Annotated in this window: 23 protein-coding genes; 11 read left to right on the top strand and 12 right to left on the bottom strand. The window is 37.7% G+C overall.

The genetic code is table 11. The annotated features are described in order from the left end of the window. Window positions 1–316 precede the first annotated feature (316 nt). The 3 genes from ilvD to DCE79_RS08470 all read right to left on the bottom strand — a co-directional run bounded on the left by ilvD (window position 317) and on the right by DCE79_RS08470 (window position 4,851). Window positions 317–1,987, bottom strand: a complete 1,671-nt coding sequence (gene ilvD, locus DCE79_RS08480) for a dihydroxy-acid dehydratase (protein WP_108712628.1) — start codon at window positions 1,985–1,987, stop codon at window positions 317–319. A 378-nt stretch (window positions 1,988–2,365) separates the two neighbouring features. Further along, complete coding sequence (locus tag DCE79_RS08475; RefSeq protein WP_108712627.1) at window positions 2,366–3,688, bottom strand: D-arabinono-1,4-lactone oxidase; 1,323 nt, start codon at window positions 3,686–3,688, stop codon at window positions 2,366–2,368. Next, entirely contained in the window at window positions 3,676–4,851 is a 1,176-nt protein-coding gene (locus DCE79_RS08470; protein WP_108712626.1) for an alanine racemase, read from the bottom strand. The genes DCE79_RS08475 and DCE79_RS08470 overlap by 13 nt, the downstream gene beginning before the upstream one ends. 379 nt (window positions 4,852–5,230) lie before the next feature. Between DCE79_RS08470 and DCE79_RS08465 the strand changes: the two genes are divergently transcribed. Continuing rightward, window positions 5,231–5,776: a cysteine hydrolase family protein gene (locus DCE79_RS08465; protein WP_108712625.1), complete on the top strand. Its 546-nt coding sequence runs from the start codon at window positions 5,231–5,233 to the stop codon at window positions 5,774–5,776. A 110-nt stretch (window positions 5,777–5,886) separates the two neighbouring features. After that, window positions 5,887–6,144: a GlsB/YeaQ/YmgE family stress response membrane protein gene (locus tag DCE79_RS08460; protein ID WP_108712624.1), complete on the top strand. Its 258-nt coding sequence runs from the start codon at window positions 5,887–5,889 to the stop codon at window positions 6,142–6,144. A gap of 180 nt (window positions 6,145–6,324) precedes the next feature. Here DCE79_RS08460 and DCE79_RS08455 read toward each other — a convergent pair whose 3' ends face one another. After that, window positions 6,325–7,227 (bottom strand): alpha/beta fold hydrolase, encoded by a 903-nt coding sequence (locus DCE79_RS08455; protein ID WP_234417376.1) that lies wholly within the window; start codon window positions 7,225–7,227, stop codon window positions 6,325–6,327. Between the two features lie 320 nt (window positions 7,228–7,547). Continuing rightward, a complete protein-coding gene (locus tag DCE79_RS08450) occupies window positions 7,548–8,240 on the bottom strand; it encodes a lytic transglycosylase domain-containing protein (protein WP_108712623.1) in 693 nt (230 codons plus the stop codon). A gap of 169 nt (window positions 8,241–8,409) precedes the next feature. Here DCE79_RS08450 and mscL point away from each other — a divergent pair, with 169 nt between their 5' ends. Next, window positions 8,410–8,805: a large conductance mechanosensitive channel protein MscL gene (gene mscL, locus DCE79_RS08445; RefSeq protein WP_108712622.1), complete on the top strand. Its 396-nt coding sequence runs from the start codon at window positions 8,410–8,412 to the stop codon at window positions 8,803–8,805. 53 nt (window positions 8,806–8,858) lie between these two features. Here the strand turns inward: mscL and DCE79_RS08440 are convergent, their stop codons facing one another. Then, window positions 8,859–9,503, bottom strand: a complete 645-nt coding sequence (locus DCE79_RS08440) for an HAD-IA family hydrolase (RefSeq protein WP_108712621.1) — start codon at window positions 9,501–9,503, stop codon at window positions 8,859–8,861. 170 nt (window positions 9,504–9,673) lie between these two features. Here DCE79_RS08440 and DCE79_RS08435 point away from each other — a divergent pair, with 170 nt between their 5' ends. From DCE79_RS08435 to cydC, 4 genes are all read left to right on the top strand, one after another. Continuing rightward, window positions 9,674–10,789 carry a methionine biosynthesis PLP-dependent protein gene (locus DCE79_RS08435; protein WP_108712620.1) on the top strand — a complete coding sequence of 372 codons (1,116 nt, stop codon included), beginning with the start codon at window positions 9,674–9,676 and terminating at the stop codon, window positions 10,787–10,789. Further along, complete coding sequence (locus DCE79_RS08430) at window positions 10,786–11,949, top strand: aminotransferase class I/II-fold pyridoxal phosphate-dependent enzyme (protein WP_108712619.1); 1,164 nt, start codon at window positions 10,786–10,788, stop codon at window positions 11,947–11,949. The genes DCE79_RS08435 and DCE79_RS08430 overlap by 4 nt, the downstream gene beginning before the upstream one ends. A gap of 128 nt (window positions 11,950–12,077) precedes the next feature. Then, window positions 12,078–13,790: a thiol reductant ABC exporter subunit CydD gene (gene cydD, locus DCE79_RS08425; RefSeq protein ID WP_159083076.1), complete on the top strand. Its 1,713-nt coding sequence runs from the start codon at window positions 12,078–12,080 to the stop codon at window positions 13,788–13,790. Next, entirely contained in the window at window positions 13,783–15,450 is a 1,668-nt protein-coding gene (gene cydC, locus DCE79_RS08420) for a thiol reductant ABC exporter subunit CydC (protein WP_159083075.1), read from the top strand. The genes cydD and cydC overlap by 8 nt, the downstream gene beginning before the upstream one ends. Window positions 15,451–15,670: 220 nt before the next feature. Here the strand turns inward: cydC and DCE79_RS08415 are convergent, their stop codons facing one another. The 5 genes from DCE79_RS08415 to DCE79_RS08395 all read right to left on the bottom strand — a co-directional run bounded on the left by DCE79_RS08415 (window position 15,671) and on the right by DCE79_RS08395 (window position 18,696). Continuing rightward, window positions 15,671–15,994: a hypothetical protein gene (locus tag DCE79_RS08415; protein ID WP_108712616.1), complete on the bottom strand. Its 324-nt coding sequence runs from the start codon at window positions 15,992–15,994 to the stop codon at window positions 15,671–15,673. After that, the gene (locus DCE79_RS08410) at window positions 15,961–16,227 is read right to left on the bottom strand and encodes a hypothetical protein (protein ID WP_108712615.1); all 267 of its coding nucleotides are present in this window, start codon (window positions 16,225–16,227) and stop codon (window positions 15,961–15,963) included. Before DCE79_RS08410 ends, DCE79_RS08415 begins: the two co-directional genes overlap by 34 nt. Before the next feature lie 403 nt (window positions 16,228–16,630). After that, window positions 16,631–17,374 carry a CPBP family intramembrane glutamic endopeptidase gene (locus DCE79_RS08405; protein ID WP_108712614.1) on the bottom strand — a complete coding sequence of 248 codons (744 nt, stop codon included), beginning with the start codon at window positions 17,372–17,374 and terminating at the stop codon, window positions 16,631–16,633. Between the two features lie 211 nt (window positions 17,375–17,585). After that, window positions 17,586–17,999, bottom strand: a complete 414-nt coding sequence (locus tag DCE79_RS08400) for a YhfM domain-containing protein (RefSeq protein WP_108712613.1) — start codon at window positions 17,997–17,999, stop codon at window positions 17,586–17,588. Window positions 18,000–18,132: 133 nt separating this feature from the next. Further along, window positions 18,133–18,696: a GNAT family N-acetyltransferase gene (locus tag DCE79_RS08395; RefSeq protein ID WP_108712612.1), complete on the bottom strand. Its 564-nt coding sequence runs from the start codon at window positions 18,694–18,696 to the stop codon at window positions 18,133–18,135. Window positions 18,697–18,901: 205 nt separating this feature from the next. On the opposite strand from DCE79_RS08395, the gene DCE79_RS08390 reads away from it, so the two are divergent. From DCE79_RS08390 to DCE79_RS08380, 3 genes are read left to right on the top strand one after another with little or no spacing between them, the layout of a single operon-like run. Next, the gene (locus DCE79_RS08390; RefSeq protein WP_108714465.1) at window positions 18,902–19,336 is read left to right on the top strand and encodes a MarR family winged helix-turn-helix transcriptional regulator; all 435 of its coding nucleotides are present in this window, start codon (window positions 18,902–18,904) and stop codon (window positions 19,334–19,336) included. Between the two features lie 48 nt (window positions 19,337–19,384). Continuing rightward, entirely contained in the window at window positions 19,385–20,323 is a 939-nt protein-coding gene (locus DCE79_RS08385; RefSeq protein ID WP_108712611.1) for a ring-cleaving dioxygenase, read from the top strand. A gap of 13 nt (window positions 20,324–20,336) precedes the next feature. Then, complete coding sequence (locus tag DCE79_RS08380) at window positions 20,337–21,392, top strand: LLM class flavin-dependent oxidoreductase (protein WP_108712610.1); 1,056 nt, start codon at window positions 20,337–20,339, stop codon at window positions 21,390–21,392. 116 nt (window positions 21,393–21,508) lie between these two features. Here the strand turns inward: DCE79_RS08380 and DCE79_RS08375 are convergent, their stop codons facing one another. Then, complete coding sequence (locus DCE79_RS08375; protein ID WP_108712609.1) at window positions 21,509–22,906, bottom strand: alkaline phosphatase family protein; 1,398 nt, start codon at window positions 22,904–22,906, stop codon at window positions 21,509–21,511. Window positions 22,907–23,091: 185 nt separating this feature from the next. On the opposite strand from DCE79_RS08375, the gene DCE79_RS08370 reads away from it, so the two are divergent. Further along, window positions 23,092–23,274 (top strand): hypothetical protein, encoded by a 183-nt coding sequence (locus DCE79_RS08370; RefSeq protein WP_108712608.1) that lies wholly within the window; start codon window positions 23,092–23,094, stop codon window positions 23,272–23,274. Window positions 23,275–23,314 lie beyond the last annotated feature (40 nt).

The following is a 23,314-nucleotide window of genomic DNA, read 5'->3' as shown; positions in this document are numbered from 1 at the left end:
CATGGTACCACCCTTGTTTATAGCTAAGTAGTTTCGGAACTTTTAAAAGTATCCACAACTATTTGCCACCTCGTGAATCATTCCTGAGTACAAGATTTACAAATTAGCTAATGCTAAATAAGTGCAACTAAATCCTGTGAATGATTCATTAATAACGAGCATTTCGAATATGCCCGGAGCTATCTAATGGCTTACGCGTTTAATAGCTCACTCCGAGGGGATGTCGGATATAGTTGTATCGCCGGCTTCCACCATTACCGGCTCTCTGGTAAATACAAAACTCTATATCCTTTAACCTCATCAACGATTTTTGATATTAAATTTTCATGACGCCGCCTTGAGAAGCATTTGTTACTAATGCTGAGTAACGAGCTAACCAACCGCGCTTAATTTTTGGTTCAAATGGTTGTAAATTTTGACGACGTTTTGTAAGTACCTCTTCAGATACTTGTAAATTAATCGTTCGGCTTGGTAAATCGATTTCGATCGTATCCCCGTTTTCAACGAGTGCGATTGGACCGCCCTCTGCTGCTTCTGGTGAAATGTGACCGATAGAAATACCGCGAGATGCACCACTGAAACGTCCGTCGGTAATAAGTGCTACCTTTGTTCCTAATCCACGACCTTGTATCGCTGATGTTGGAGCTAGCATTTCTGGCATCCCTGGACCACCTTTTGGCCCTTCATAGCGAATGACAACAACGTGTCCTTCACGAACAATGCCTTCGTCTATCGCTTGTTGTGCTTCTTCTTGAGATTCAAAGACGATTGCTTCTCCGACAAATTTTTTAATCGAAGGATCGACTGCACCAACTTTAATGACCGAGCCTTCAGGAGCAATATTTCCAAATAATACGGATAATCCACCAACTGGGCTGTATGGGTTATCTTTCGTACGAATTACTTTATCATTTGTAATTTCATAATCTTTCACAAGCTCACGCATCGACAAACCTGTAATCGTTGGGCGATCTGGATGAATCGCACCAGGAATTTTTGTTAATTCATTTATAATGGCTTGCACGCCGCCTGCTTTTGCGATGTCATCCATCGAAATATCCGATGCTGGCATAATCTTCGCTAAATACGGTACACGCTCAGCTACTTTATTAATCTCTTCAATGTTATAGTCAATTTCTGCTTCATTGGCGATGGCTAATGTATGAAGTACGGTATTAGTCGAACCACCCATTGCCATATCAAGTGCAAATGCATCGTCTATCGCTTCTTTCGTCACGATATCGCGTGGCTTCACATCTTCTTTAATCATTCGTACAAGATGCTTAGCTGCTTCGTAAATAAGTTCTTTTCGTTTGTCACTAGTTGCAACGATTGTTCCGTTACCAGGTAATGCTAAACCTAGCATTTCCATTAAACAGTTCATTGAGTTGGCTGTGAACATCCCTGAACATGAACCACATGTCGGACATGCATTATTTTCAATATCAAGTAGCTCTTCAGCTGTCATGTTGCCGGCCTTATGTGCGCCGACTCCTTCAAATACACTCGTCAGGGATAATTGCTTCCCAGTTGACGAAATACCTGCCTCCATTGGACCACCTGATACGAAAACAGATGGAACATTCGTACGCACTGCTGCCATCAACATTCCTGGTGTAATTTTGTCACAATTTGGAATGTAGAACACCCCGTCAAACCAGTGTGCGTTTATTACTGTTTCTGCTGAGTCAGCAATGATTTCACGTGATGGTAGTGAATAACGCATCCCGATATGTCCCATTGCAATTCCATCATCCACACCGATCGTATTGAATTCGAATGGAATCCCGCCAGCTTCTATGATTGCTTCCTTAACAACATCTGCGAATTCACGTAGGTGAACATGTCCTGGAATAATATCAATATAAGAGTTACAAACACCGATGAATGGCTTCTCTAAGTCTCTAGCCTTTACTTTCCCAGTAGCGTATAAAAGACTACGGTGTGGAGCTCGGTCAACTCCAAGTTTAATCATGTCACTTCTCATTTCTAACGCCCCTCAACGTAATGCATGTATTCTCGGATGTAACTGTTATCTCTATTATTTTGAATATTCGAACTTTCAAAATTGCAAGTTACGAATGATTTACTTCGCTTTTATCTTACATCACTGTGAAGTTTTGCGAAGTGGTGTACTAAATTGTTGTTATCATAGTACGAATTCAGCGTATGCGTCAACACTATTTTTTGAATTTTTTATACAATTCAAAAATTTCAGAACAATTGAAATCGCTTTCATCGTGATTGCTGCATCGTTTTAGCTCTTTCGTTACTATTTTTTAAAAATTTTAATTTTCTAAAAACTCAAGAGTATTATCATCAAAAAATACGTACGAGGAATTTTCTCATACGCATTATCTAACATTCACTTGTCAAAAATATTTTTGAAATATGTTGTTAAAAACACATTATACGGATCTAGCTGTTTTCTTTGTTCATTGAATTTCGCAGCATTCGGATAAAACTGTTCGATATTTTGATCATCATAATTATTCATTTTCCCCCAGTGCGGACGCCCATCATATTTCACCATCATGTTACGTATCCAATTAAAATAGGGTGACTCATTCATTCCTTTATACATATGAAATGCCAAAAACGTACTTTCCAGACCTTGTGTGGGACTTAAATAGCCCATTTCCCCTGCTGTCGTACGAACTTCAATCGGGAAATGCACATCAAATTCTTTTCTTAAAAACATCGCATGCACTTCCTCCATACAAGCTTCAAACTGATCAATTGAAATAGCGTATTCCGTTTCAACAAACTTTACATTTCGTGGAGATGGATAAATTTCATAACTAATTCCTGTACGTGCTTCCCCTCCAACTAAATTTGATGCGATTCGACTAACCGCCAAACTAAGGGATGGTTTACGCTTACAAAGTTCTGACGCCACATAAAACAAGCCATTCTCAAGTGCCTGATTTTTAGCTTGATCGATTATTTTTTGAATTTTAGGTTGTTGCTGTGGCGCGACTTGTTTCATTTTTTTCACTTGAATTTGATTACTACCTGGGAAGTAAAACCATTCGACGTTTCGATTTTCGCGAATCGTTTGTTGGAAATTTTGAATTTCCGAATGAAAGTCATGTCGTTCCGATGTATACGCTAAGCTGTATAAAGGAATAACTTGAATCGTCACCTTAACTAAAATACCTAGCATACCCACCGAAACATGCAATGCTTCCGTTAAGGCATCCTCACCACGGTCATGTTCTAAGTAGTCTCCTTCACCCGTGACAATCCCCCAACGTGTTACCATGGAAGCAAACGAACCAAGCGTGATGCCTGTACCATGTGTTCCTGTAGAAATCGCCCCTGCTAAAGTTTGCTGTTGAATATCCCCCATATTAATAAGGGCTAAGCCATACTCCGCTAGAATCGGCCCTACTTCATACAAATACGTTCCTGCATAAAATGTAGCAGTATGCGCTTCTTTATCAATAGAGATGAGTCCGCGCAAATGATGAAGTGTCAATGCTGTTTGTTCTGGCATTGCTACCGGGCTAAATGAATGTGCAGCTCCCGTTACGCGGATTGTACGATTTAATAGCGCCTGTTCCTTCACTATTTGGCATACTTCTTCTACAGTATGAGGTGCAAAAAATCGACTTGGGTACGCCAAATAGCTTTCTGACCAGTTCGTCCATTTTTGTCCTTCTTCCCAATTTTTCATAGAAAACATTGCCCATCCCCCCGATAAGTTCGAATTGGTCCGATATATTGACCGTCCTTTATTGCATGTAAAACTAAAAATCGCTCACATAGCTCCCCAGCTTTTGCATGCCTCATATAGATTGTATCGCCAATTTCCACTTGACCACTTTTTACTTCAATCGGCGTTTGTACTTCCCCTGCTCCTTCTAATGGTAAAAACGCAAATCGATTTTTTTCTAAGAATGTTGGTAAACGATCAAGTCCTACCGCCCCTGATGCAATGTAGCCTCCACCATGACAAACGGCAATAGTAGGTGCAAATTTTCGAGTGACTCTTAATGCAAACCCAGCAGCAGGTTGTAGTTGCAAGCTATCATAACCATCAAATAAAGCTGGTGCATAAAAAGCAGAGCCCACTGTGATTTCCGTGACGTCTCGTTGCAACGAGGAAAGCTCCATACTGCCAGACCCACCTGCATTTACAAACTTCAAATCATGCAGACTTTTCACATGTGCGACTGCAAATTGACGAAACGATGTAATTTTTTTTAAAGATTGCTTTTTCAAAGTACGAATTAAAGCTCCCTTTGCCCCAAGTAACTGCTTTGAAACATCAGCCACCCCTGCAATTTGCGCATCATAACCCATCACGCCTTCAATAACAAGATGTGAACAAGCTTCTAATTTGGTTAATAAAGTAGATAACTTTTCAAATGTTGAAATTGGTGAACGCTTCGTTCCAAAATACAGGAAACGATAATCCGTCGAAACATTCAGATCGATACAAATAGTTAACTTCACTTGTTCTTGCTTTGCTATATCATTTAATAGCTCTGCCTGCTCTATAGAATCAATCATAAACGTGACAGATTTCCCTTTTTTTACCCACTCAGCAAGTTTTGCAATGGATAGTTCTTCATAAACGGGGTAGCCTATTAATAGTTGATCGAGTCCTTGTTCTAGTAAATAGTTCGACTCACTTGCAGTAAACGTCATATAGCCTGCGAAATGATGCAGCTCCTTTGCTATGTATTGCAACATAGATACGGACCTCACTGATTTTGTGGCAATGCGAACTCTTTTGTTTCCACATGCTTGATTGACAAAATCGATATTTTTCTTTAACGCATTAAAGTCAACCCAAGCAAACGGTCGTTCAATCGATGAAAATACTTCATTGTAAATATCCATTTGAATCACCTCTTATAAAAACTTAGTAATGGCTTCTCTATATTTCAGCTCTTTTCCTTCTTTCCAATCAAAATAAAAACCTAGCAAACGAATTTGCTAGGCGTAATTTTTCTAATTTCTATTAATTTATTAATAACATTTCAAGGGCAAAATTCAACATGATTAACGTGTGAAGTCCAACAATAAGAAGTCCTTGGCGATTTAACTTTCTCATTAAAGCCATATCCATATGAATCACCTCTTCGCTTTATTTAAACACACTATACAATATGCAATAGCAAAAGGTAAAATAATTCGAATATTTTGTGAACAAATTTACACAGCAATTTCCACTTTGTCATGGCATACTATTGTTTAATAAGATTAGGGGGTTTTGAATATGTCAAAAAAAGCATTAATCGTCATTGATTATACGTATGATTTTGTCGCTACAGATGGAAAATTAACTTGTGGTGAACCAGGTCAAGCAATCGAAGGAAAAATTGCTTCACTAATTGAGGAATACGTGCAAGCAAACGAAGTCGTTGTTTTTGCGAATGATTTACATTACGAAAATGATGACTATCACCCAGAATCAAAATTATTTCCTCCACATAATATAGTAGGAACAGCTGGTCGTGAATTATTTGGTTCAGTGAAGGCTTTGTATGAAAAATATCAATCACAAATCATATCATTCGATAAAACGCGCTATAGTGCGTTTGCTGGGACAAATTTGGATATTTTGCTGCGTGAACGAAAAGTTGAAGAAGTTGTACTTGTAGGAGTTTGTACCGATATTTGTGTACTGCATACTGCTGTGGAAGCATACAATTTGGGCTATAAAATCTCTGTACCTGCTAATGGTGTCGCGAGTTTCAATGAAGTAGGTCACAAATGGGCTCTTAGTCATTTTGAATCATCCTTAGGTGCGAAAATCTTATAATCCATCAATTCACGATTTTTTTTAAAAATATGTTTAACTTTTTGCTAGATAGGAAATAATTAACTAGATGCAATTATCTTACTAAATTTTTACAAAGGAGAGAAGAGATTATGATAAGTTTTATCTGGTTTTTAATCATCGGGGGAATTTTAGGATGGTTAGCAGGCGTTGTTTTAGGTAAGGATATTCCAGGAGGAGTTATTGGTAATATTATTGCTGGTATCATTGGTTCTTGGATTGGTAGTATGATTTTAGGTGATTGGGGTTGGAAAGTTTCTGACTTCTACGTATTCCCAGCTTTAATCGGTGCCATCGTTTTAATTTTTGTAGTAAGCTTCATTTTAAAATCAATGCGTAAAGCTACTTAATAAATAAAAGTGTGACATTTTACTGTAACGAGTTCAGTTGATGGGGAGAAAAACACTAATAACAATGTAAATATCAAACTAATTAGCATATATTCCAACAGCAAATTGGCATTATGAATGGGAAAGTAAAAACGCTCAGAAAAAATCTGAGCGTTTTTTAACGGAGTATGAAAAACTATATTATTTAATCGGAACAACCTGATTAAAATATTCCATGATATTTGTTAGTATCGATTCCCATAATTCGTCGTTTTCGGTTAGAAAATGCCCACCATTTTCGATGTAATGTGATTCGGTATTTAATAACTTTTTCGCCATAACCTTTACTTCATTAATAGGAGATAAAGTATCATCTTCACCATGCCATATTTTTATGGGAGTTTTAATCTCCTCTAATTTAAAGCCCCAATCTTTTGTTAGTAATTTAGATTCGTATATAACTTCATCTACTCCTTGTCGATATGCCTCTTTAGAATGAATAACTCCATTTTCTAACACTTCTTCATCTAATAGCATTTTATTGTCCCATTCTGACAAATGACTGCCGCCTTTTTTTAATGTTGCTTTATATTTTTCTGGGTTTTTATCAATCATTTTCTTTTGAGAATTGTTAGCTAATCTTAGTAACCACGGAAAGTAATTAGTAAGGAAAAATGCTAAGCGATTTTCTTTTGACATAGCTTTAGAAGGTTTACCATCTACGAAAGGCGTGGCTGTTGAAACAAGGATACATAGTTTTACCTTATCTGGTAAACAGTGCGAAACAGCCGTCGCATAAGCGCCTCCCCCTGAAACACCTAAAACGGAGAATTCATCCAATTGTAAATAATCAGCAAGCTCTTCGATATCTGATGAGTATTCGATAATTTCACGATTAACTTTTTTATCTGATAAACCATAACCAGGTCGGTCAGTAGCTATTAAGTAGAACCCCAATCTGTGTGCTATTTTATCATCTTCTAAAAACCAAATTCTCGAACCTGGAGTGCCGTGAAATAAAAAAAGTGGCAGACCTTTTTTGTCACCATAGACCGAAAAACCTAATTTTCTACCGTCAGATAAAGTCATTATGTTTTCTTGCAATAAATCATCTCCCTTCGATTACATATTCATTTTAGCATAAATTTTCCATTTTCCTTTTAGAAGAAAGAATTCAATTTGATATTATGCGAACAATTAACACCCGTTTTGACATAGAGTTTAACAACACCTCATAAATTTATGTGGTCTCTTCAAAGTGTACGCTAATTGATGTGCTAATTTGGGTGCTAAATTACCTTAAGTGCCGATATAACAACAAAAAGAGGGACACCAATTCATGTGTGAATTGTGTCCCCAATTAGTTTGTTATTTAATGTTTTCTCCCCATCAACCGAACCAGTTAATTTTACTGTCACACTTTTTTATTTGGCCTCTTCTAATGCAAGTTGCTTAAGCTGATCGCCGTAGTCGGTATATAAATTATAATAATGCAGAATATCTTGAACATATTTCTTACTATGATTATATTGGAAGACGGCTTTTTGAATTTGGCCTTCTTTTACACCAGCCCTAGACAAAAAATTAGCCGCACTATATACTGCATCCTCGATGTCATAAGGATCCGCTACACCGTCTCCATTCGCATCGACACCATAGCCACCATATTTTTGGATAACTGCTGGATTTGTTTTTTCTTTTTCGGTGATTTCTCCTTGTCCTAGCCCTTTACAAGATGGGTGTTTCCAACCGACAAATGTGCACGGCATAAATTGCATATGCCCTTCTGCACCAACGGGAGACTCTAATTTTTTTAATGATGAAAAGCGCGTTTCTACTCGGTGATGTGCAGCCAGTAATGTCCAAGGTACACCATACTTTTGCTCTGCTGATACATATACAGGTATGTATTCAATCGGAATTTCTAAATCAAATTGTTCTTGAATCTGCTGATATACCGACTTTTCAGTAAATTCATCAAAAAACGGCAAACCTTTAATTTGCTGCCAACTAAAAAAGGCAAAAATATAAATCATTAATGCGATAGGTATTAACAATAAAATTAAAAAGATTTTTGCATTTGGTGATAAAAGCGGTTTTTTCTTCTTTGTTGCCATAGTCGCCACCATCTTCGTTTCATATTTACTAGTTTGAAAAATTGTAAAATTTACTATGTATTACTATATTATTATAAATGGTATTTCTACTATTTCCATAGTTGAATTTTATAATAACTATCGGTACAATAGGAATTCGCAGGAAATATTGTCAGAAGGAGCTGTTTTTATGTGGAAAGACTTTAAAGAATTCGCCATGAAAGGCAATGTCATGGACCTAGCTGTTGCCGTTGTAATCGGTGCTGCTTTCGGTAAAATCGTAGATTCATTAGTTAAAAATATTATTATGCCATTAGTAGGAATGTTAACTGGCGGTATTGACCTTACAAATGAATGGAAATTTGGTTCAGGTGATGCGCAAATTGCACTTGGTGTATTCGTACAATCAATTATTGACTTCTTAATTATTGCATTTGCTATCTTCGTAGTTTTACGAGTAATTACGAAATTCAACCGAAAAAAAGATGCAGAAGTTGTGGAAGATCCAACACCAGAGCTTGATACGAAAGAAGAATTATTAAAAGAAATCCGTGACTTACTGAAAAAGGAAAACGAACAAGCCTAATTTTTAAAAATAGAATCCTAGAATACCAGACTAATGGCTATTCTAGGATTTTTTTAGTTGACCACAGCTAAAATGTCTTCAAAGCTATTAACGACAACATCTGCTTTTTCAAGTTCATTTTCCTGCGCAAAATCAAATCGTACGCCAATTGACTGGAACTCATTGTCTTTTGCTGCAACAAAGTCAGATAGTCTATCTCCTACGATATAACCATTCTCCAACTGATTTTCCTCAATGACACGCTGAACAAGTTCAGACTTATTACCCGATTCTATTCCATCAATGCTATAAAATTTAATCACCCATTGTTGCATCTCATATGTTTCAAAGATTGCTTGTAAATACGGGGACTGACCATTACTTGCGATATAGATCGGATAATTAGCCGCTAATTTTGCGAGCGTCTCCTCTACTCCCTCATACAAAGCTCCCTTTTTAGCACGAATCAGTTGAATCAGCTGTTCATGGAACCATATATTACTTTGCTGGCGAACTTCTTCAGCGTGCTCTGGACAAAGTGTTTGCCAAACAACTTGCAGTGGAACGCCCATGATTTGTCGATATGTATCAATTGGTGTTGCACCATTCCACAATTTTTGTGCGCGTAATTTTTTAAAAGCGCCTTCTAATGCTTCCTCTAAAATTAAATTTGTTTGAAAAAGTGTACCGTCCATATCAAAAATAATCGCTTTTTTCATATTTCACCCTCCATTTTTTCTTGAAATCACATAGATTCACAATTTCTATCCTTCTAATCGTTTGTAAAATTACATAAATCCTCTATTGTAGCAATTAGTTTAACATGATAAATTGATTTAATAATCCATTCATTCTAAATGTTCTATAAATTCAAAAAGGAAGTGTTTTCATGTCACAACGCTCGATTGAAACGAAACTCGTACAACTTGGGAATTTAAGCGATCCTAAAACAGGTGCGGTCAACCCACCGATTTATATGTCTACCGCTTATAAGCATGCAGGTATTGGGGAATCTACTGGTTATGATTATACACGAACTAAAAACCCGACACGCGAAATTTTAGAAAACGGCATTGCTGACTTAGAAGGTGGCGACGCAGGTTTTGCCTGTAGTTCGGGTATGGCCGCCGTTCAACTTGTATTAATGATTTTCAAGCCAGGTGATGAGTTAATCGTACCAGATGATCTGTACGGCGGTACATACCGTCTATTCAAAACATTTGCGGATACATACAACATTAAGCCTGTTTACAATAAGTTTATCAATATTGAAGAAGTTGAAGGCTTAATTAATGAGCATACAAAAGCGTTATTCATCGAAACACCTACAAACCCATTAATGCAGGAAATCGATTTAGTCGCTTATGCGGCGTTAGCGAAAAAACATAACTTACTATTAATCGTCGACAATACGTTCTACACACCATACTTCCAACGCCCAATTGAGCTTGGTGCAGATATCGTCATTCACAGTGCTACAAAATATATCGGCGGTCATAATGACGTCCTTGCTGGCTTAGTTGTTGCAAAAGGAGCTTCGCTTTGTGAACAAATTGGCTACTTACATAATGGCATTGGCATGGTGCTGTCCCCGATGGATTCTTGGTTACTTATTCGCGGGTTAAAAACACTTCATTTACGTTTAAAACAACATGATGTAAACGGTAAGAAAGTGGCTACCTATTTAGCTAATGAACCCCTTGTATCAGACGTTTTATATACAGGAAAAGGTGGGATGTTGTCATTCCGAGTAAAAGATGCCGCGATGGTGAATCCATTTTTAAAAGCGATGAAGCTGATTACGTTTGCGGAAAGCTTAGGTGGCATTGAAAGCTTTATTACCTATCCTGCGACACAAACGCATGCCGATATGCCCTATGAGGAACGTGTGGCGCGCGGTGTTTGTGACCGTTTACTACGCTTCTCTATTGGTGTGGAAGAAGCCGATGATATTATTGCGGATTTACAGCAAGTATTTGAAACATTGAGAGGTGAATTCGCATGACAGGTCGTATAGAAACTGCTCTTATACACGGGGCGATTCGTGAAGGCTACTCGGATAAAAAAGGTGCTGTCAATGTACCGATGTATTTATCTTCTACGTTCCATCAAGAATCAATCGATGAATTTGGTGAGTACGATTATGCGCGTTCAGGCAACCCGACGCGTGCCGCACTTGAAAAAGCGATTGCTGAGCTTGAAGGTGGAAACCGCGGCTTTGCATTTGCAACAGGAATGGCAGCGGTATCTGCTTGCTTCATGATTTTATCTGCAGGCGATCATTTAGTCATTACGGAAGATGTGTACGGCGGTACCTATCGTTTCGTGACGAAAGTATTGCCGCGCTACGGTATTACACATACATTTGTTGATTTTACGGATATAGAAGCTGTAAAAGCTGCTGTTCGTCCAGAAACCAAACTCATTTACATCGAAACACCGTCAAATCCTACACTAGGGATTACCGATATTCGTGCGGTTGTGGATATTGCAAAAACGAGCGGTGCAATGACGTTTTTAGATAATACGTTCATGACCCCTCTTCACCAGCGTCCACTTGAATTAGGGGTCGATGTCGTAATTCATTCGGCGACGAAATTTTTATCAGGGCACTCGGATATCTTGGCTGGACTCGTAGTAACGAAGGATGAGGAGCTAGCAAACCGCATTTACTTTATCCAAAACTCATTTGGCTCGGTACTTGGTGTGCAAGATAGCTTTACACTCATTCAAAATATGAAAACAACTGCAGTACGATTTAACGAGGAATCCCGTGTTGCCATGCGTATTGCGAAGTTTTTAGATACGCATCCTCTCGTGGAGAAAGTATTTTATCCAGGCCTTGAATCACATCCTGGCTACGACATTCACGCCAGCCAATCGACATCAGCTGGTGCAGTACTATCGTTTAGCTTACCTAGTTATACGGTAGCAAAAGCATTCGTGGAAGCAATGAAAATCCCTGTATTCGCAGTTAGCCTTGGTGGTGTTGAATCGATTTTATCGTATCCTGCCAAAATGAGTCACGCGGCGATGGAGCCTGAAGAACGTGCAAAACGTGGGATTACAGATGGGTTACTTCGCTTTTCAGTTGGCTTAGAAAATGAAGATGATTTAATAGAAGATTTCACACAAGCATTAGCCATTGCAAGTAATAAAAAGTAATAAAAAGTAATAAAAAATAATTAAACGTAACCAATGAAGTCCTTAATTTGGATTTTGTTGGTTTTTTTGTTTACATTGCACCTAAAAAAGAAATAGATAAGGAAGTGAATGGATTTCGGGGGATTTTAATGCGTGTGTTTTTACAACGATTACATAAGTACAAACACTATCAGCTAGTTTTTTTTATCATTGCTTTATTTTTTAGTGCTGCGATTGTGCTACAAGGCTTTAGCATTGTCAAAATTGTCGATACGGTGTTTATTCAAAAGTCGGCTTTTCCAGAAACCTTCCCCTACTTCGTGCTATTAGGATTTGCGATGCTCCTTCGCCTCCTTGCCCAATACTTTTTCAATCATTTCGGTAATCATTTTGCTGCTTATGCGAAAAACACCATTCGTGACATGTTGTTAACAAAGTGGCGTTTGGACTCATTTGAAATGATGAAACGCGACCAGACTGGGCATAAAATTTCACTATATGTCGACACCGTGGACGAACTTGACGGCTATTTTCGTGAATACATCCCGCAAAAAATGAAATCACAAGTAGCTCCAATTATTTTGCTCATTTGCATTTTATTTGCTAATCCGAAAAGTGCGCTTATTTTACTAATTACAGCACCATTTATTCCTCTTAGCTATATTATTATCGGCCTGCAAACAAAGCAAAAATCCGAGCAACAGCTTGAAGCAATGAATCGATTTTCAGGGAAGTTTTTAGACTTACTACACGGATTGCAAACGCTAAAGTTGTTTTCACAAACTGAAAAACAACGCGGTGTTTTGCAAGTTTATAATTATCAGTTTCTCAACACGACCATGACCGTATTAAAAGTGGCATTCGCCTCCACATTATTTATCGAACTCATCACAACACTGGGTGTGGGACTTATTGCGCTTGAAATTGGCTTTCAAATGATTATTTTTCAAACGCTCTCTTTTGCATCCGCTTTTTTTGTATTAACGCTCACACCTGAGTTTTATAATTCTTTAAAGGATCTCGGTGCAGCTTTTCACACAGGAAAAGGCAGTATGGCGGCGATGAAGCTCATTGAACAAGAGCTTGAAGAAAAATCAGTACCTGTAATTTGGGGACCCCAAATACTTTCAGATGCAAGTGCACCTAGCCTAGCATTACTCGATGCAACCTATCGTTATGAGAATGGCACAACAATTGGTCCACTATCGATTGAAATTCCTGCCAATAAAACAGTTGCATTCATTGGTCCTACTGGTCACGGCAAAACAACGGCGCTTCATATGCTTGCTAGTACCGTTGCCTTAGATCAAGGATCTATCTCTATTAATGAGCTTGAGCGCAAATTGATAAATGAACAGAGCTGGTATGACACCATGTGTTTTATTAGTCAGCATTCTTTCGTGTTTGCTGGCACCGTGCGGGAAAATTTAGTGATGGGAAAAAGTTTTAATGATGAAGAAATTGTCTCCTCGTTGTATCAAGCACAATTGACGGATTGGCTAGGTAGCTTGCCAAATGGACTTGATACGAAAATTGGTGAAGGTGGCATTGGTTTATCCGGCGGCGAAAAACAGCGAATTGCGATAGCACGTGCCCTTGTTCAAAAGCCATCGCTTGTCTTTTTTGATGAACCTACCGCTGGACTTGATGTGTTGACTGAGCAAATGATTACGAAAGCGATGAAACGGTTGGCAATGGCTGCAACGATTATTGTTGTGACCCATCGTTTTGAAACATTAAAAAATGCAGATTTCATTTATTGTTTCAAAAACGGGAAAATTCGTGCGAGTGGCACACATGAAACAATGCAAGAAGATTCGTTTTATCAGGCGATGAAAAATGGAGGTGCTCTTAATGCGTGAACTTTTTCTACTCATTATTCGCGAGAAAAAAGACATTCTCCTCGCGCTAATTGTCGGCACCCTTAGTGGTATCACCTCGGTGGCACTCTTTGCTCAAAGCGGATTGCTCATTTCGCAGGCCGCGTTAATGCCGCCGTTTTATATTATTTTAATATTAACGGCATTTTTAAAAGTATTTGGTGTTGCCAAATCAACGAGTAAATATGCAGAACGGCTCCTAACCCACCGTACTACGTTTCGCATTTTATCAGACATTCGCTTGCGATTTTTTGACCGTTTAACCCCTATAGCGAGTGAGCTTTTTAACCGCTATCAAAGTGGCGACTTGCTTGCACGTATTACGAATGACGTGGCGACATTGCAAAATTTCTTTTTGCGCGTTGTCTATCCCCCGCTTGTTGCACTGTTAGTCTTTCTTTGTACGGTAATTTTTACAATGTTTTTTTCTCCTTGGATTGCGCTCGTATTGTTCTTTGGTTTTTTACTTGTAGCTGTCATAATCCCTGCGCTTTTTATATTAAAAAAGCAACAACCACAAATGGTGAAACATCAGCTAATGAATGAAACGGCGGAATTTTTGTACGGCTTCAAAGAATTAAAACATTACAATCAGCTCGGCGCGAAAACAAATGCTCTCTTAGCTCTGAGTGAAACGTATACAGAGGAAGTGAGAAAGGAACAGCAAACACTTGTACAAATGCAGCTCCTCAATCAGGTGGCTGCCCTTTTTACGATCTTTATTGTGATTTTTTTAGGTGCTTACTTTGTGGCGAATCACTCACTGGACGGCTTGTATTTGGCAATGCTTATTTTAATAGCACTAACGGTATTTGAAACAGCGATTCCACTCGCAACGGTTCCTTATCATTACAATCAGTCGGAGGAAGCTATGGAACGGCTTCAATTGGTGGGGCGTGATAAGGAGGTTGGTTCGGTCGTTTTCGAGCAGAGTAAGTCTTTTGAAATACGTGCGGAAAATGTTACATTTCAGTATCGTGAAGATATGAAGCACGCGTTGAAGGACATTTGTTTTACAATTCAACCTGGTGAAAAAATCGCGATTGTTGGCCCAAGTGGCTCTGGAAAATCAACACTCTTTCAGTTATTGATTAAAAGCTTTTCCGCAACAGATGGTGAGCTTTTCGGACATAATTTACCGTACAATGAAATCGATGCAGATTCTCTTTGGCAGCTGATGGCCATTCAATTGCAGCACAATCACTTCTTTTCAGGGACAGTTCGTGAAAATCTACTTATTGCAGATGAAAATGCTGTTGATGGCGTGCTAGAAAATGCATTACAACGAGCTCATTTATCACTGTCATTAGATCATGACGTGTTAGAAAAAGGTGAAAATCTATCAGGTGGTGAAAAGCAACGACTCGCCTTTGCCCGCGTCCTCCTTAAAAATAGTTCCATTTGGCTCTTAGATGAACCTTTCACTAGCTTAGATGCGGAAACCGAACAAGCATTATTTCAGGAAATGCTTAGTGCTACTACGGGGAAAACATTGTTATTTATTACACATAAACTGACGGGGCTTGAAAAAATGGATCGGATTTTTGTGATGCAAGATGGGCTGTTAATTGAAAGTGGACATTATGATGAATTGATGGACATGAAAGGATTGTTTTTTGAGATGCGTGGGCGTGCTGGATGAATATTAAATTTAAAAGAAGCACTGCTCAAATTATAACGGGTTCGGTTGATGGGGAGAAAAACTAAAAATGCAATGTAAATAACAACCCCATTAGCATACAATTTAACATTGATTTGAACTTATAAATGGAAATTGCAAACGCTCAGATATGTATATCTGAGCGTTTTTCGTATAATTTACAGTGCTTGATTAAGCGCCCTTGTTAGTTGAAAAACTACTATCAATCAATCTTTTTCGTTGGTTTAATTGTAGAATAAATTAACTCTCCATTTTCAGAAAATCCCCTAATATTTGCAGGCATTACTAACTCCCCATCGACTTTAGCAAAGAAAAAATGAGCTTTTCCTGAACTAATTATCAACGCATCTTCAAAGAAATTTCGCTGTATTTCGACTTCTATTTTCTTAATAGTAGGATTGATAATTTGACCAAAGTAGTGTGATGTATTTCCCCTTGAACCTGCACTCCAATTAAATTCCTCGTCTTGCACTGGTGGATAATAAGTACCAGCTAATGTAGCTTCGCTTCCAGTATCATCTCCCAATAACCCAACCAGTTTTGCTCTAACCTAGCAATCATAATTGAATGAGTATTTCTAAAAATGGTTAACCACTCCCCGTCTATTTTTCTCACTAAATAGACTTCCTCTGTTGTTGGAGACCAGTTGTTTGTGATTTTAAATACATCATCTTTAGTGGGCAGTTGTTTGTGATTAAATATTAGAAATACAGTTAAAATTATCGTTATTATTGCTACCCCAATAAATATCTTTCTCATTACTTACCCCCTCTGTTGTTAAAGTAACATTTTAACATAAATTACCTATTAACCTTTTAAAAATAAGTTTGTCAATTCGCATCAGTTTTAACACTAAATTAGCAAGACCACATAAATTTATGCGGTCTTGCTAAACGTGTGTCAAAGGATATGTTACTGTTTTCTTTCCAATATCCGAACCCGTTACTAAAGTTAAAGCAGTGCTATAACGAATTACACATTGAAATTTCTGACTCACCGTCAACACGAATTTTATATTCGAGAAGATACTGCCTATAAACATGTACAATTTGATCAACACGGAAGACTGGATTATCGAAGCATGTATTTATCGAAAGAATAGAGCGCAATGGACATTCAAAAAGATGACTCTGGCTGCATACCAAAGTCATCTCAATACCATTTATTCACTTACTAATAAAGGTGAATTTTGCTTCTGATTTTTACGCAAAGATAATGCTAACGAAATGGCAGTAACGCTTAAAACTATCAGTACGATCGTGTCAAGAATCGCACTAGCTCCTCCATCCCCTAGAAATTGAATGAGATTATGAAGGGTATGAAACAGAATCAGCGGATATATGTTTCCTGTTTTAATAAATAGTTGTGCTAGCACAATTCCTATTAATAGTGAATAAATCAATTGAAGTCCCATTTGCCCAATACTCTGACCAGATAACAAGTTAAGCATATGTGTGACAGAAAACAATATACTCGAAGTCAGAATCGCTGGAAGGATACCCAGTGGTAGTAATATTTTTATCATTATTCCTCTATAAATACTTTCCTCCACAAAGCCAACTAAAATCGCAAAGCCCACATAGAAAACAATTGTTTCAAGAGGCTGAGAACTAAATCCTTGAAAACATAAGACGATTAAAATAACAAGTAGGGGGAAATAGAGTATCCAATTTGATCTTGTTATTTCACTTTTGAAACCAAAATAAGCCCACTTTCTCTTCAATGTAAAATAAATAAGTAAAACTAAAGCTGTTGGTAGAAATGATATTAATATTGGAGAATTGTAACTTAATTGTTTAATCGTAGCGATTGCCCCCGCTATAAAAACGACTAGTAAAAAACTGACCTCAATTAAAATAATACTTTTTATAGGGTGTTTTTTAGAATAACTTAACTTATTATCCATTGCATCTTTCCTCCTAATAATATCTTCTCGCCAATCATGTCCAAAACTATAAAAAATTCGCCTATTATATTCTATTCAACTTGTTTTAAGCTCATACCTTTGTTTATTTTTCAACAGCTTAGTTGTGATACAGGATGGACTATTAGATGATGGGAATTTTGCTAATAAAACATTAAAGACCATCCTATTAAAGACGGTCTTTATCATTCACCTATTCGATTACTTCAATCAATTTATCCGTCATGTTTTCTGAAATTGAATACGTCGTATGCGTGTCCCTAACAATCATTAACGTGCTTAGTTGTCCCTTTTCCCCTAACCATAAATGATAGCCCTCTGTATTTCCTTCTGGATCAAGCACCGTGAAATCATATTCTGGATCAATCATGTCAGCTATCCCTACATTTTTCGAAGCAGTTGTAATGGCATCACTGAAAATCCCCAACTTTTCTTGATCAACATATTCAACAAAAAAATCGGAGTTTACTTTCCCGAAACCAGTTGATTTTGAAATTGAAACCTTCGCAATTTGTACAATCACATTTTCGCTATTACTTGATTGGCAACCTATTAAAATTACAGAAGTTAAAGACACTGCCAAAATAAAAAATAGAATTTTTTTCATTCTTATACCACCTTCATACGACTCTTTCATTTAAAGTTTCCATGTTATTAATTCAAAATAAAATTTTTCAGCCTTTTTGAATCCATCGTATATAAACGACCATACCCTTCGTTCTCATTGTTACTTATAATCGTCACGAGTTCTTGTAATAGATTAAATGGTCAGTCCATTCATCATCTTCGTATATAAAACCTTTTCGAATACATTCAAATTCCATCCCAACACTTTCTACTAATTTAATGGAAGGCATATTATCAATATTAATATGCGCCTCAATACGATGAAATTTCAATTGGTCGAATGCTAACGTCAGAGCTGCACTCACCGCTTCTTTGCCGTAACCCTTTCTCCAATGCTGATTGTGAATGGTATATCCGATCCTCCCCCATTGAAAATCATCTCTAGTTAAAGTTGAAAAATCAATCATACCTAGATGCGTACCCTCTTCTTTGCTATACACACCGAATATGTAAGTAGTATCTGTAAGTGCTAATTCTTGATGTTTGTCTACTAGATGACAAAACCACTCTAGTGTACATTCGCTCATATCTAATTTCCCTTGATCATGGCGATTTTGTGATGGATACCGGTTTTCAAATTCCTTTAACCAATTTTCATAGTCAGTTTTCTTTAATGGTCTTATTACTAATCTTTCTGTTTCTGAATTATATTCGAATTTTTCCTCTTTTACTGTCAATTTGACATCTCCTCTACATTTTCTATTTACTAAGGACGTAACCTGCTTTAATAATATATTACGTCATATGACACCAGTCCTCCATCATGAATTATTCGCTTCAACTTCCAAATGGTTACACGTTTATTATTTCAAATTCGAGATAGTTTTGTTGATTTTCCATCAATTGAGTAGTAAAGTGATATTTACGAAAGGACGTGTTGGCTTGCAAAACAATACACTTGGCTCACTTATATGGCTTCGGATGATGCGTTTTACTCATCAAAGTAATTTATTATCAAACGAATTTTTAAGAGATTTTGGCTTAACGACCGCGCAGTTTGATGTACTGTTACAAATATCAATTGCTCCACGGATTACACAATCTGAACTTGCCGAAAAAGTCACGGTGACGCAAGGTGGTATTTCGCGCATGCTCGCTCGTTTGGAACAAGATGGTTTAATCGAACGTAAGCAAGATTGGAAAACGAAATATATATCATTGACGGATAAAGGTGCGACATTACTAGACAATGCATTTGATGCACAGCTTGCCTTTCAATCATCATTTTTCGATGAAACATTATCAAAAGAAGAACAAAAACAATTATATCGACTGCTATCCCGGGTTCAAAAAAATAGCGAACATCGTAGTAAATAGATTTTTCTCTCTAACTTGACTACCAAGCTTAAAATAAGGAGGACTAAAATGTATACAATTCCAGGACATCACCACATTTCAATGATCACAAAGAATGCACAGCAAAATAATACGTTTTACCGTGAAGTATTGGGCTTACGCCGCGTGAAAGTAACTGTTAACCAAGATGATACATCGATGTATCACCTATTTTATGGGGACAAAACAGGTAGCCCAGGGACCGAATTATCATTTTTTGAAATCCCTTTAGTTGGTCGTACACATCGCGGTACAAATGCCATTACGAAAATTGGCTTACTTGTACCAAGCATTGAAAGCCTACACTACTGGCAAGCTCGATTTGATGAATTAGATGTCAATCATGAAGGTATCTCAACGTATGTTGGTCGCCCTGCCCTTCTATTTGAAGATAAAGAAGGCTTACGTATGGCACTAATTGTTGGCAACGGTCAAAAGGTAGACCATTGGGAAACTTATGAAAAATCACCAGTGCCAGAAGAACATCAAATCCAAGGCATGGGTACAGTTGAAATGACCGTGAAAAACTTGTCAAAATTAACAAGCACACTAACTGAAGTTTTCGGATACACAATTGCCGAGCAAGATGAGCGTACTGCACGCTTTCAATCAATCAACGGTGATGTTTTCGGTGAAATTTATGCCATCGAACAAGACGGACCATCCGAAAAACCTGGACGCGGTAGTATTCACCACTTAGCGATTCGAGTAAAAAACGACGAAGAACTAGAATACTGGAATGAGCAAGTGAAAAACCGCGGCTTCCATTCATCAGGAATTATAGATCGCTTTTACTTCAAAAGCATCTACTTCCGTGAATCCAATGGGATCCTATTTGAAATTGCAACAGACGGACCAGGTCTATTACGTGATGGAAATATCGATACACTTGGTGAACAATTAGATTTACCAGACTTTTTAGAAGCACGTAGAGAAGAAATCATTGGAAAGCTAAACCCAATCGAATAAGGAGGAGTCCATGATGGAACAATATCGCATTAATGAAGCAAACGGTATGGAATTTGGATTATACACGTTAGGAGATCATATTCCAAATCCTCTAACAGGACACCGAATTTCAGCACAACAACGTATTCAAGAAATAATCGAGGTAAGTAAACTCGCAGAACAAGCAGGCATTGATGTGTTTGCAGTTGGCGAAAGCCATGAGCAATATTTTACAACCCAAGCACATAGTGTTGTACTTGGTGCTATTGCACAAGCTACAGAAAAAATTAAAATTTCGAGTTCAGCAACGGTTTTAAGTGTAGCAGATCCTGTTCGTGTCTATGAAGATTTCGCAACGATCGATTTAATTTCAAATGGACGTGCTGAAATTGTGGCTGGTCGTGGTTCACGTGTTGGCGCACACGAATTATTTGGTGTCAGCCTACGTGATTACGAAGATATTTTTGAAGAAAAATTAGCATTATTAAAACAATTAAATGATAAAGAAATTATTAATTATGAAGGTAAATTCCGCCCTGCACTTAAAGATGCTCACATTTTACCGCAGCCGCTAAATGGTTCGATACCGATTTGGCGTGCGGTTGGTGGGCCTCCTACAAGCGCGATGAAAGCAGGCTATATGGGCATTCCGATGATGCTTACTACTTTAGGGGGTCCTTCAGAAAACTTCAAGCCTTCTGTCGATGCGTATCGTGAAGCCGCACAACGCAGTGGATTTGACCCTGCGACTTTACCCATTGCGACAACAAGTTTATTTTATGTAGCAGAAACGGAAAGTGAAGCAGTTGAAGGCATGCACCCTCATTTAAGCGGTGGCTTCCAGGCAATCCGGGGACAAGGTTATCCGCGCTGGCAAGTGGAACAAGCACCTGACGTTCGCGATGCCTTAATGGTCGGTAGTACAAATCAAATTATTGAAAAAATGTTGTACCAGTACGAGCTATTCGGCATGCAACGCTTCATGGCCCAAATCGATTTTGGCGGCGTGCCTTTAGATAAAGTGATGAAAAACATTGAGATTATTGGGAACGATATCATTCCTGCCATTAAAAAATATACAGCGAAATAAAATTGACCCGTCTTGAACAGTGCATCGTAGGCGTTTAAGACGGGGTTTGAATTGTATCTAATCCAGATTTAATGCTGCAGTATACCGAACTTAAACCATACATTAAATCTTCATCCTTATGAGCCATCCAATAGTTGAAGAATCCACTTCTTCATATCAACAAGACGATTAGATTTAGGGAATTCCCTCGTTCCCGTAACAATGATTGGAACAACCGAATCTACTTTATGAAGAGACCCATGAGCGCCACCTCCCGCATGATCGTGACTATGTTCTTCAATGAACTCATACGAAGGCTTAGCATCCACGATAATGACACGCCCTTCCTGTGAATGAAGCGCTCCATATAGCCTTGCAAGGGCATCTGGATAATCTTGATACTGAATGCGTACTTCTTTTGTAACTTTTAAGTCTAATATTGAAGCATTCCCAGCAATTCGCCACGATTCTTCATAGTCGTCAACATAGGTAATCGCGATCGCAAGTTGGGCACTCCTTTTTTCCCCTTTCCAAAACGTAAAATCTCCCAATGAATCATTTAAATTAATTAAAGAAGTCTCTTTATCTTCATTTACGAACGATTGGCCGCTATCTCCTAATACAATCCATGTTACTTCCTGAATTGCTTCTTCCCAAGATGAAAAGCTATTGAATATATCTTGTAATGCCTGATCTGCTTTTTCAATGCCCTTTAAATTGTCTGGACCATGTTTGTGTATGGAAGCATCTGCATCTGGCAAATAAGCCAATGTGAATGAAGGTAACTTCTTTTGTTCGATTAAGTATTTCAACTCATTTGCAGTGAATTTGTTATTGACTCCCATACGATTCCATACAAACTTATGACGATTATTCGATGGATTATATTGAGATAGCGCACCAAGTGAAAATATTGTCGGTCCCTTTATTTCATTTTTTTTTGGTAACAGATTAGTCATCGATATAAGCTTTGGGACGTTTAGTTGTTGTTCAAAACTTCCACGGTATAAAAGACCATTGATCGAAGCAGATACAAGGTCTCGATTTGCAAGCTCTTCATGAATGGTTTGAACCTCTTTACTTAAATGGTCTTTATTAAGATGAACAATACTGTCCATTGCTACATTCCCTACCCCATTATTCCATATTTCACGGATTCCACTGCCATAACTAATCATTCGATTTTCATCTTCCTTAAACCAAATCAATCCCGGCACTTTATGTTGATTCGGATACGTACCGGTTAATAACGTACTATCGATGGTGAGAGACATCGTCGGATAAGAGCTAATCATTTCCTGATTAAGCTGTCCATTGTTGATCAAAAATGCGAAGGCCGGTGCTTTACCTTCTTTAACTGTTGTTTGTAATGGTTCACTCATTAATGAATCCACAATTATAAGTATAACGGGCTTCTTTGTTGATTGTATTGAAATTTCATCCAACTTTTTTATTGGAGATATAGAAATTACTACTATAAGAGTTGCGCTGAGGATTATCAATATTATAAACGCGATGACTATTTTTCGCTTCATGGACTCACCTTCAAATCAATTTATTCATGTTAGTATGGTTTGATTTTTATTAATACATGTAGGTGAGGATTAGCTTTGGATATTTGATGTTGCTTTGCATTAAATTTGATCTAAGTCAATAAAGTATTAACCGAGCCATCTTTGACAATAATGCAAATAAATAATTTATCTAGGATGTGATTTTAATGGAAGAACTATATAAACATTTTGACGAAGAATTCAACAAATTAGATGACCGATTTGCTCAAATAAATTTTGAAACTCTAAAGGCTTGTGAACTAATTCTCGAAAATCCGAATCGCTACTCTGATAGAACCTTAGCCTTTGCTAGCGAAACTAAATCTCAAATAACTCAATTGTTAAATTGAACATAATAAAACCGCACAAAAATGAGCTAGGAAATGTATC

This window comes from Lysinibacillus sp. 2017, assembly GCF_003073375.1.
Lineage (GTDB): Bacteria > Bacillota > Bacilli > Bacillales_A > Planococcaceae > Solibacillus.
This window is presented reverse-complemented; position numbering and strand designations above follow the sequence as displayed.

Excerpts from the sequence above, each read along its gene's own strand:
- ilvD (WP_108712628.1), bottom strand. The coding sequence starts at position 1,987 with ATGAGAAGTGACATGATTAAACTTGGAGTTGACCGAGCTCCACACCGT.
- DCE79_RS08475 (WP_108712627.1), bottom strand. The coding sequence starts at position 3,688 with ATGTTTTCTATGAAAAATTGGGAAGAAGGACAAAAATGGACGAACTGG.
- DCE79_RS08470 (WP_108712626.1), bottom strand. The coding sequence starts at position 4,851 with ATGGATATTTACAATGAAGTATTTTCATCGATTGAACGACCGTTTGCT.
- DCE79_RS08465 (WP_108712625.1), top strand. The coding sequence starts at position 5,231 with ATGTCAAAAAAAGCATTAATCGTCATTGATTATACGTATGATTTTGTC.
- DCE79_RS08460 (WP_108712624.1), top strand. The coding sequence starts at position 5,887 with ATGATAAGTTTTATCTGGTTTTTAATCATCGGGGGAATTTTAGGATGG.
- DCE79_RS08450 (WP_108712623.1), bottom strand. The coding sequence starts at position 8,240 with ATGGCAACAAAGAAGAAAAAACCGCTTTTATCACCAAATGCAAAAATC.
- mscL (WP_108712622.1), top strand. The coding sequence starts at position 8,410 with ATGTGGAAAGACTTTAAAGAATTCGCCATGAAAGGCAATGTCATGGAC.
- DCE79_RS08440 (WP_108712621.1), bottom strand. The coding sequence starts at position 9,503 with ATGAAAAAAGCGATTATTTTTGATATGGACGGTACACTTTTTCAAACA.
- DCE79_RS08435 (WP_108712620.1), top strand. The coding sequence starts at position 9,674 with ATGTCACAACGCTCGATTGAAACGAAACTCGTACAACTTGGGAATTTA.
- DCE79_RS08430 (WP_108712619.1), top strand. The coding sequence starts at position 10,786 with ATGACAGGTCGTATAGAAACTGCTCTTATACACGGGGCGATTCGTGAA.
- cydD (WP_159083076.1), top strand. The coding sequence starts at position 12,078 with ATGCGTGTGTTTTTACAACGATTACATAAGTACAAACACTATCAGCTA.
- cydC (WP_159083075.1), top strand. The coding sequence starts at position 13,783 with ATGCGTGAACTTTTTCTACTCATTATTCGCGAGAAAAAAGACATTCTC.
- DCE79_RS08410 (WP_108712615.1), bottom strand. The coding sequence starts at position 16,227 with ATGAGAAAGATATTTATTGGGGTAGCAATAATAACGATAATTTTAACT.
- DCE79_RS08405 (WP_108712614.1), bottom strand. The coding sequence starts at position 17,374 with ATGGATAATAAGTTAAGTTATTCTAAAAAACACCCTATAAAAAGTATT.
- DCE79_RS08400 (WP_108712613.1), bottom strand. The coding sequence starts at position 17,999 with ATGAAAAAAATTCTATTTTTTATTTTGGCAGTGTCTTTAACTTCTGTA.
- DCE79_RS08385 (WP_108712611.1), top strand. The coding sequence starts at position 19,385 with ATGTATACAATTCCAGGACATCACCACATTTCAATGATCACAAAGAAT.
- DCE79_RS08380 (WP_108712610.1), top strand. The coding sequence starts at position 20,337 with ATGGAACAATATCGCATTAATGAAGCAAACGGTATGGAATTTGGATTA.
- DCE79_RS08375 (WP_108712609.1), bottom strand. The coding sequence starts at position 22,906 with ATGAAGCGAAAAATAGTCATCGCGTTTATAATATTGATAATCCTCAGC.
- DCE79_RS08370 (WP_108712608.1), top strand. The coding sequence starts at position 23,092 with ATGGAAGAACTATATAAACATTTTGACGAAGAATTCAACAAATTAGAT.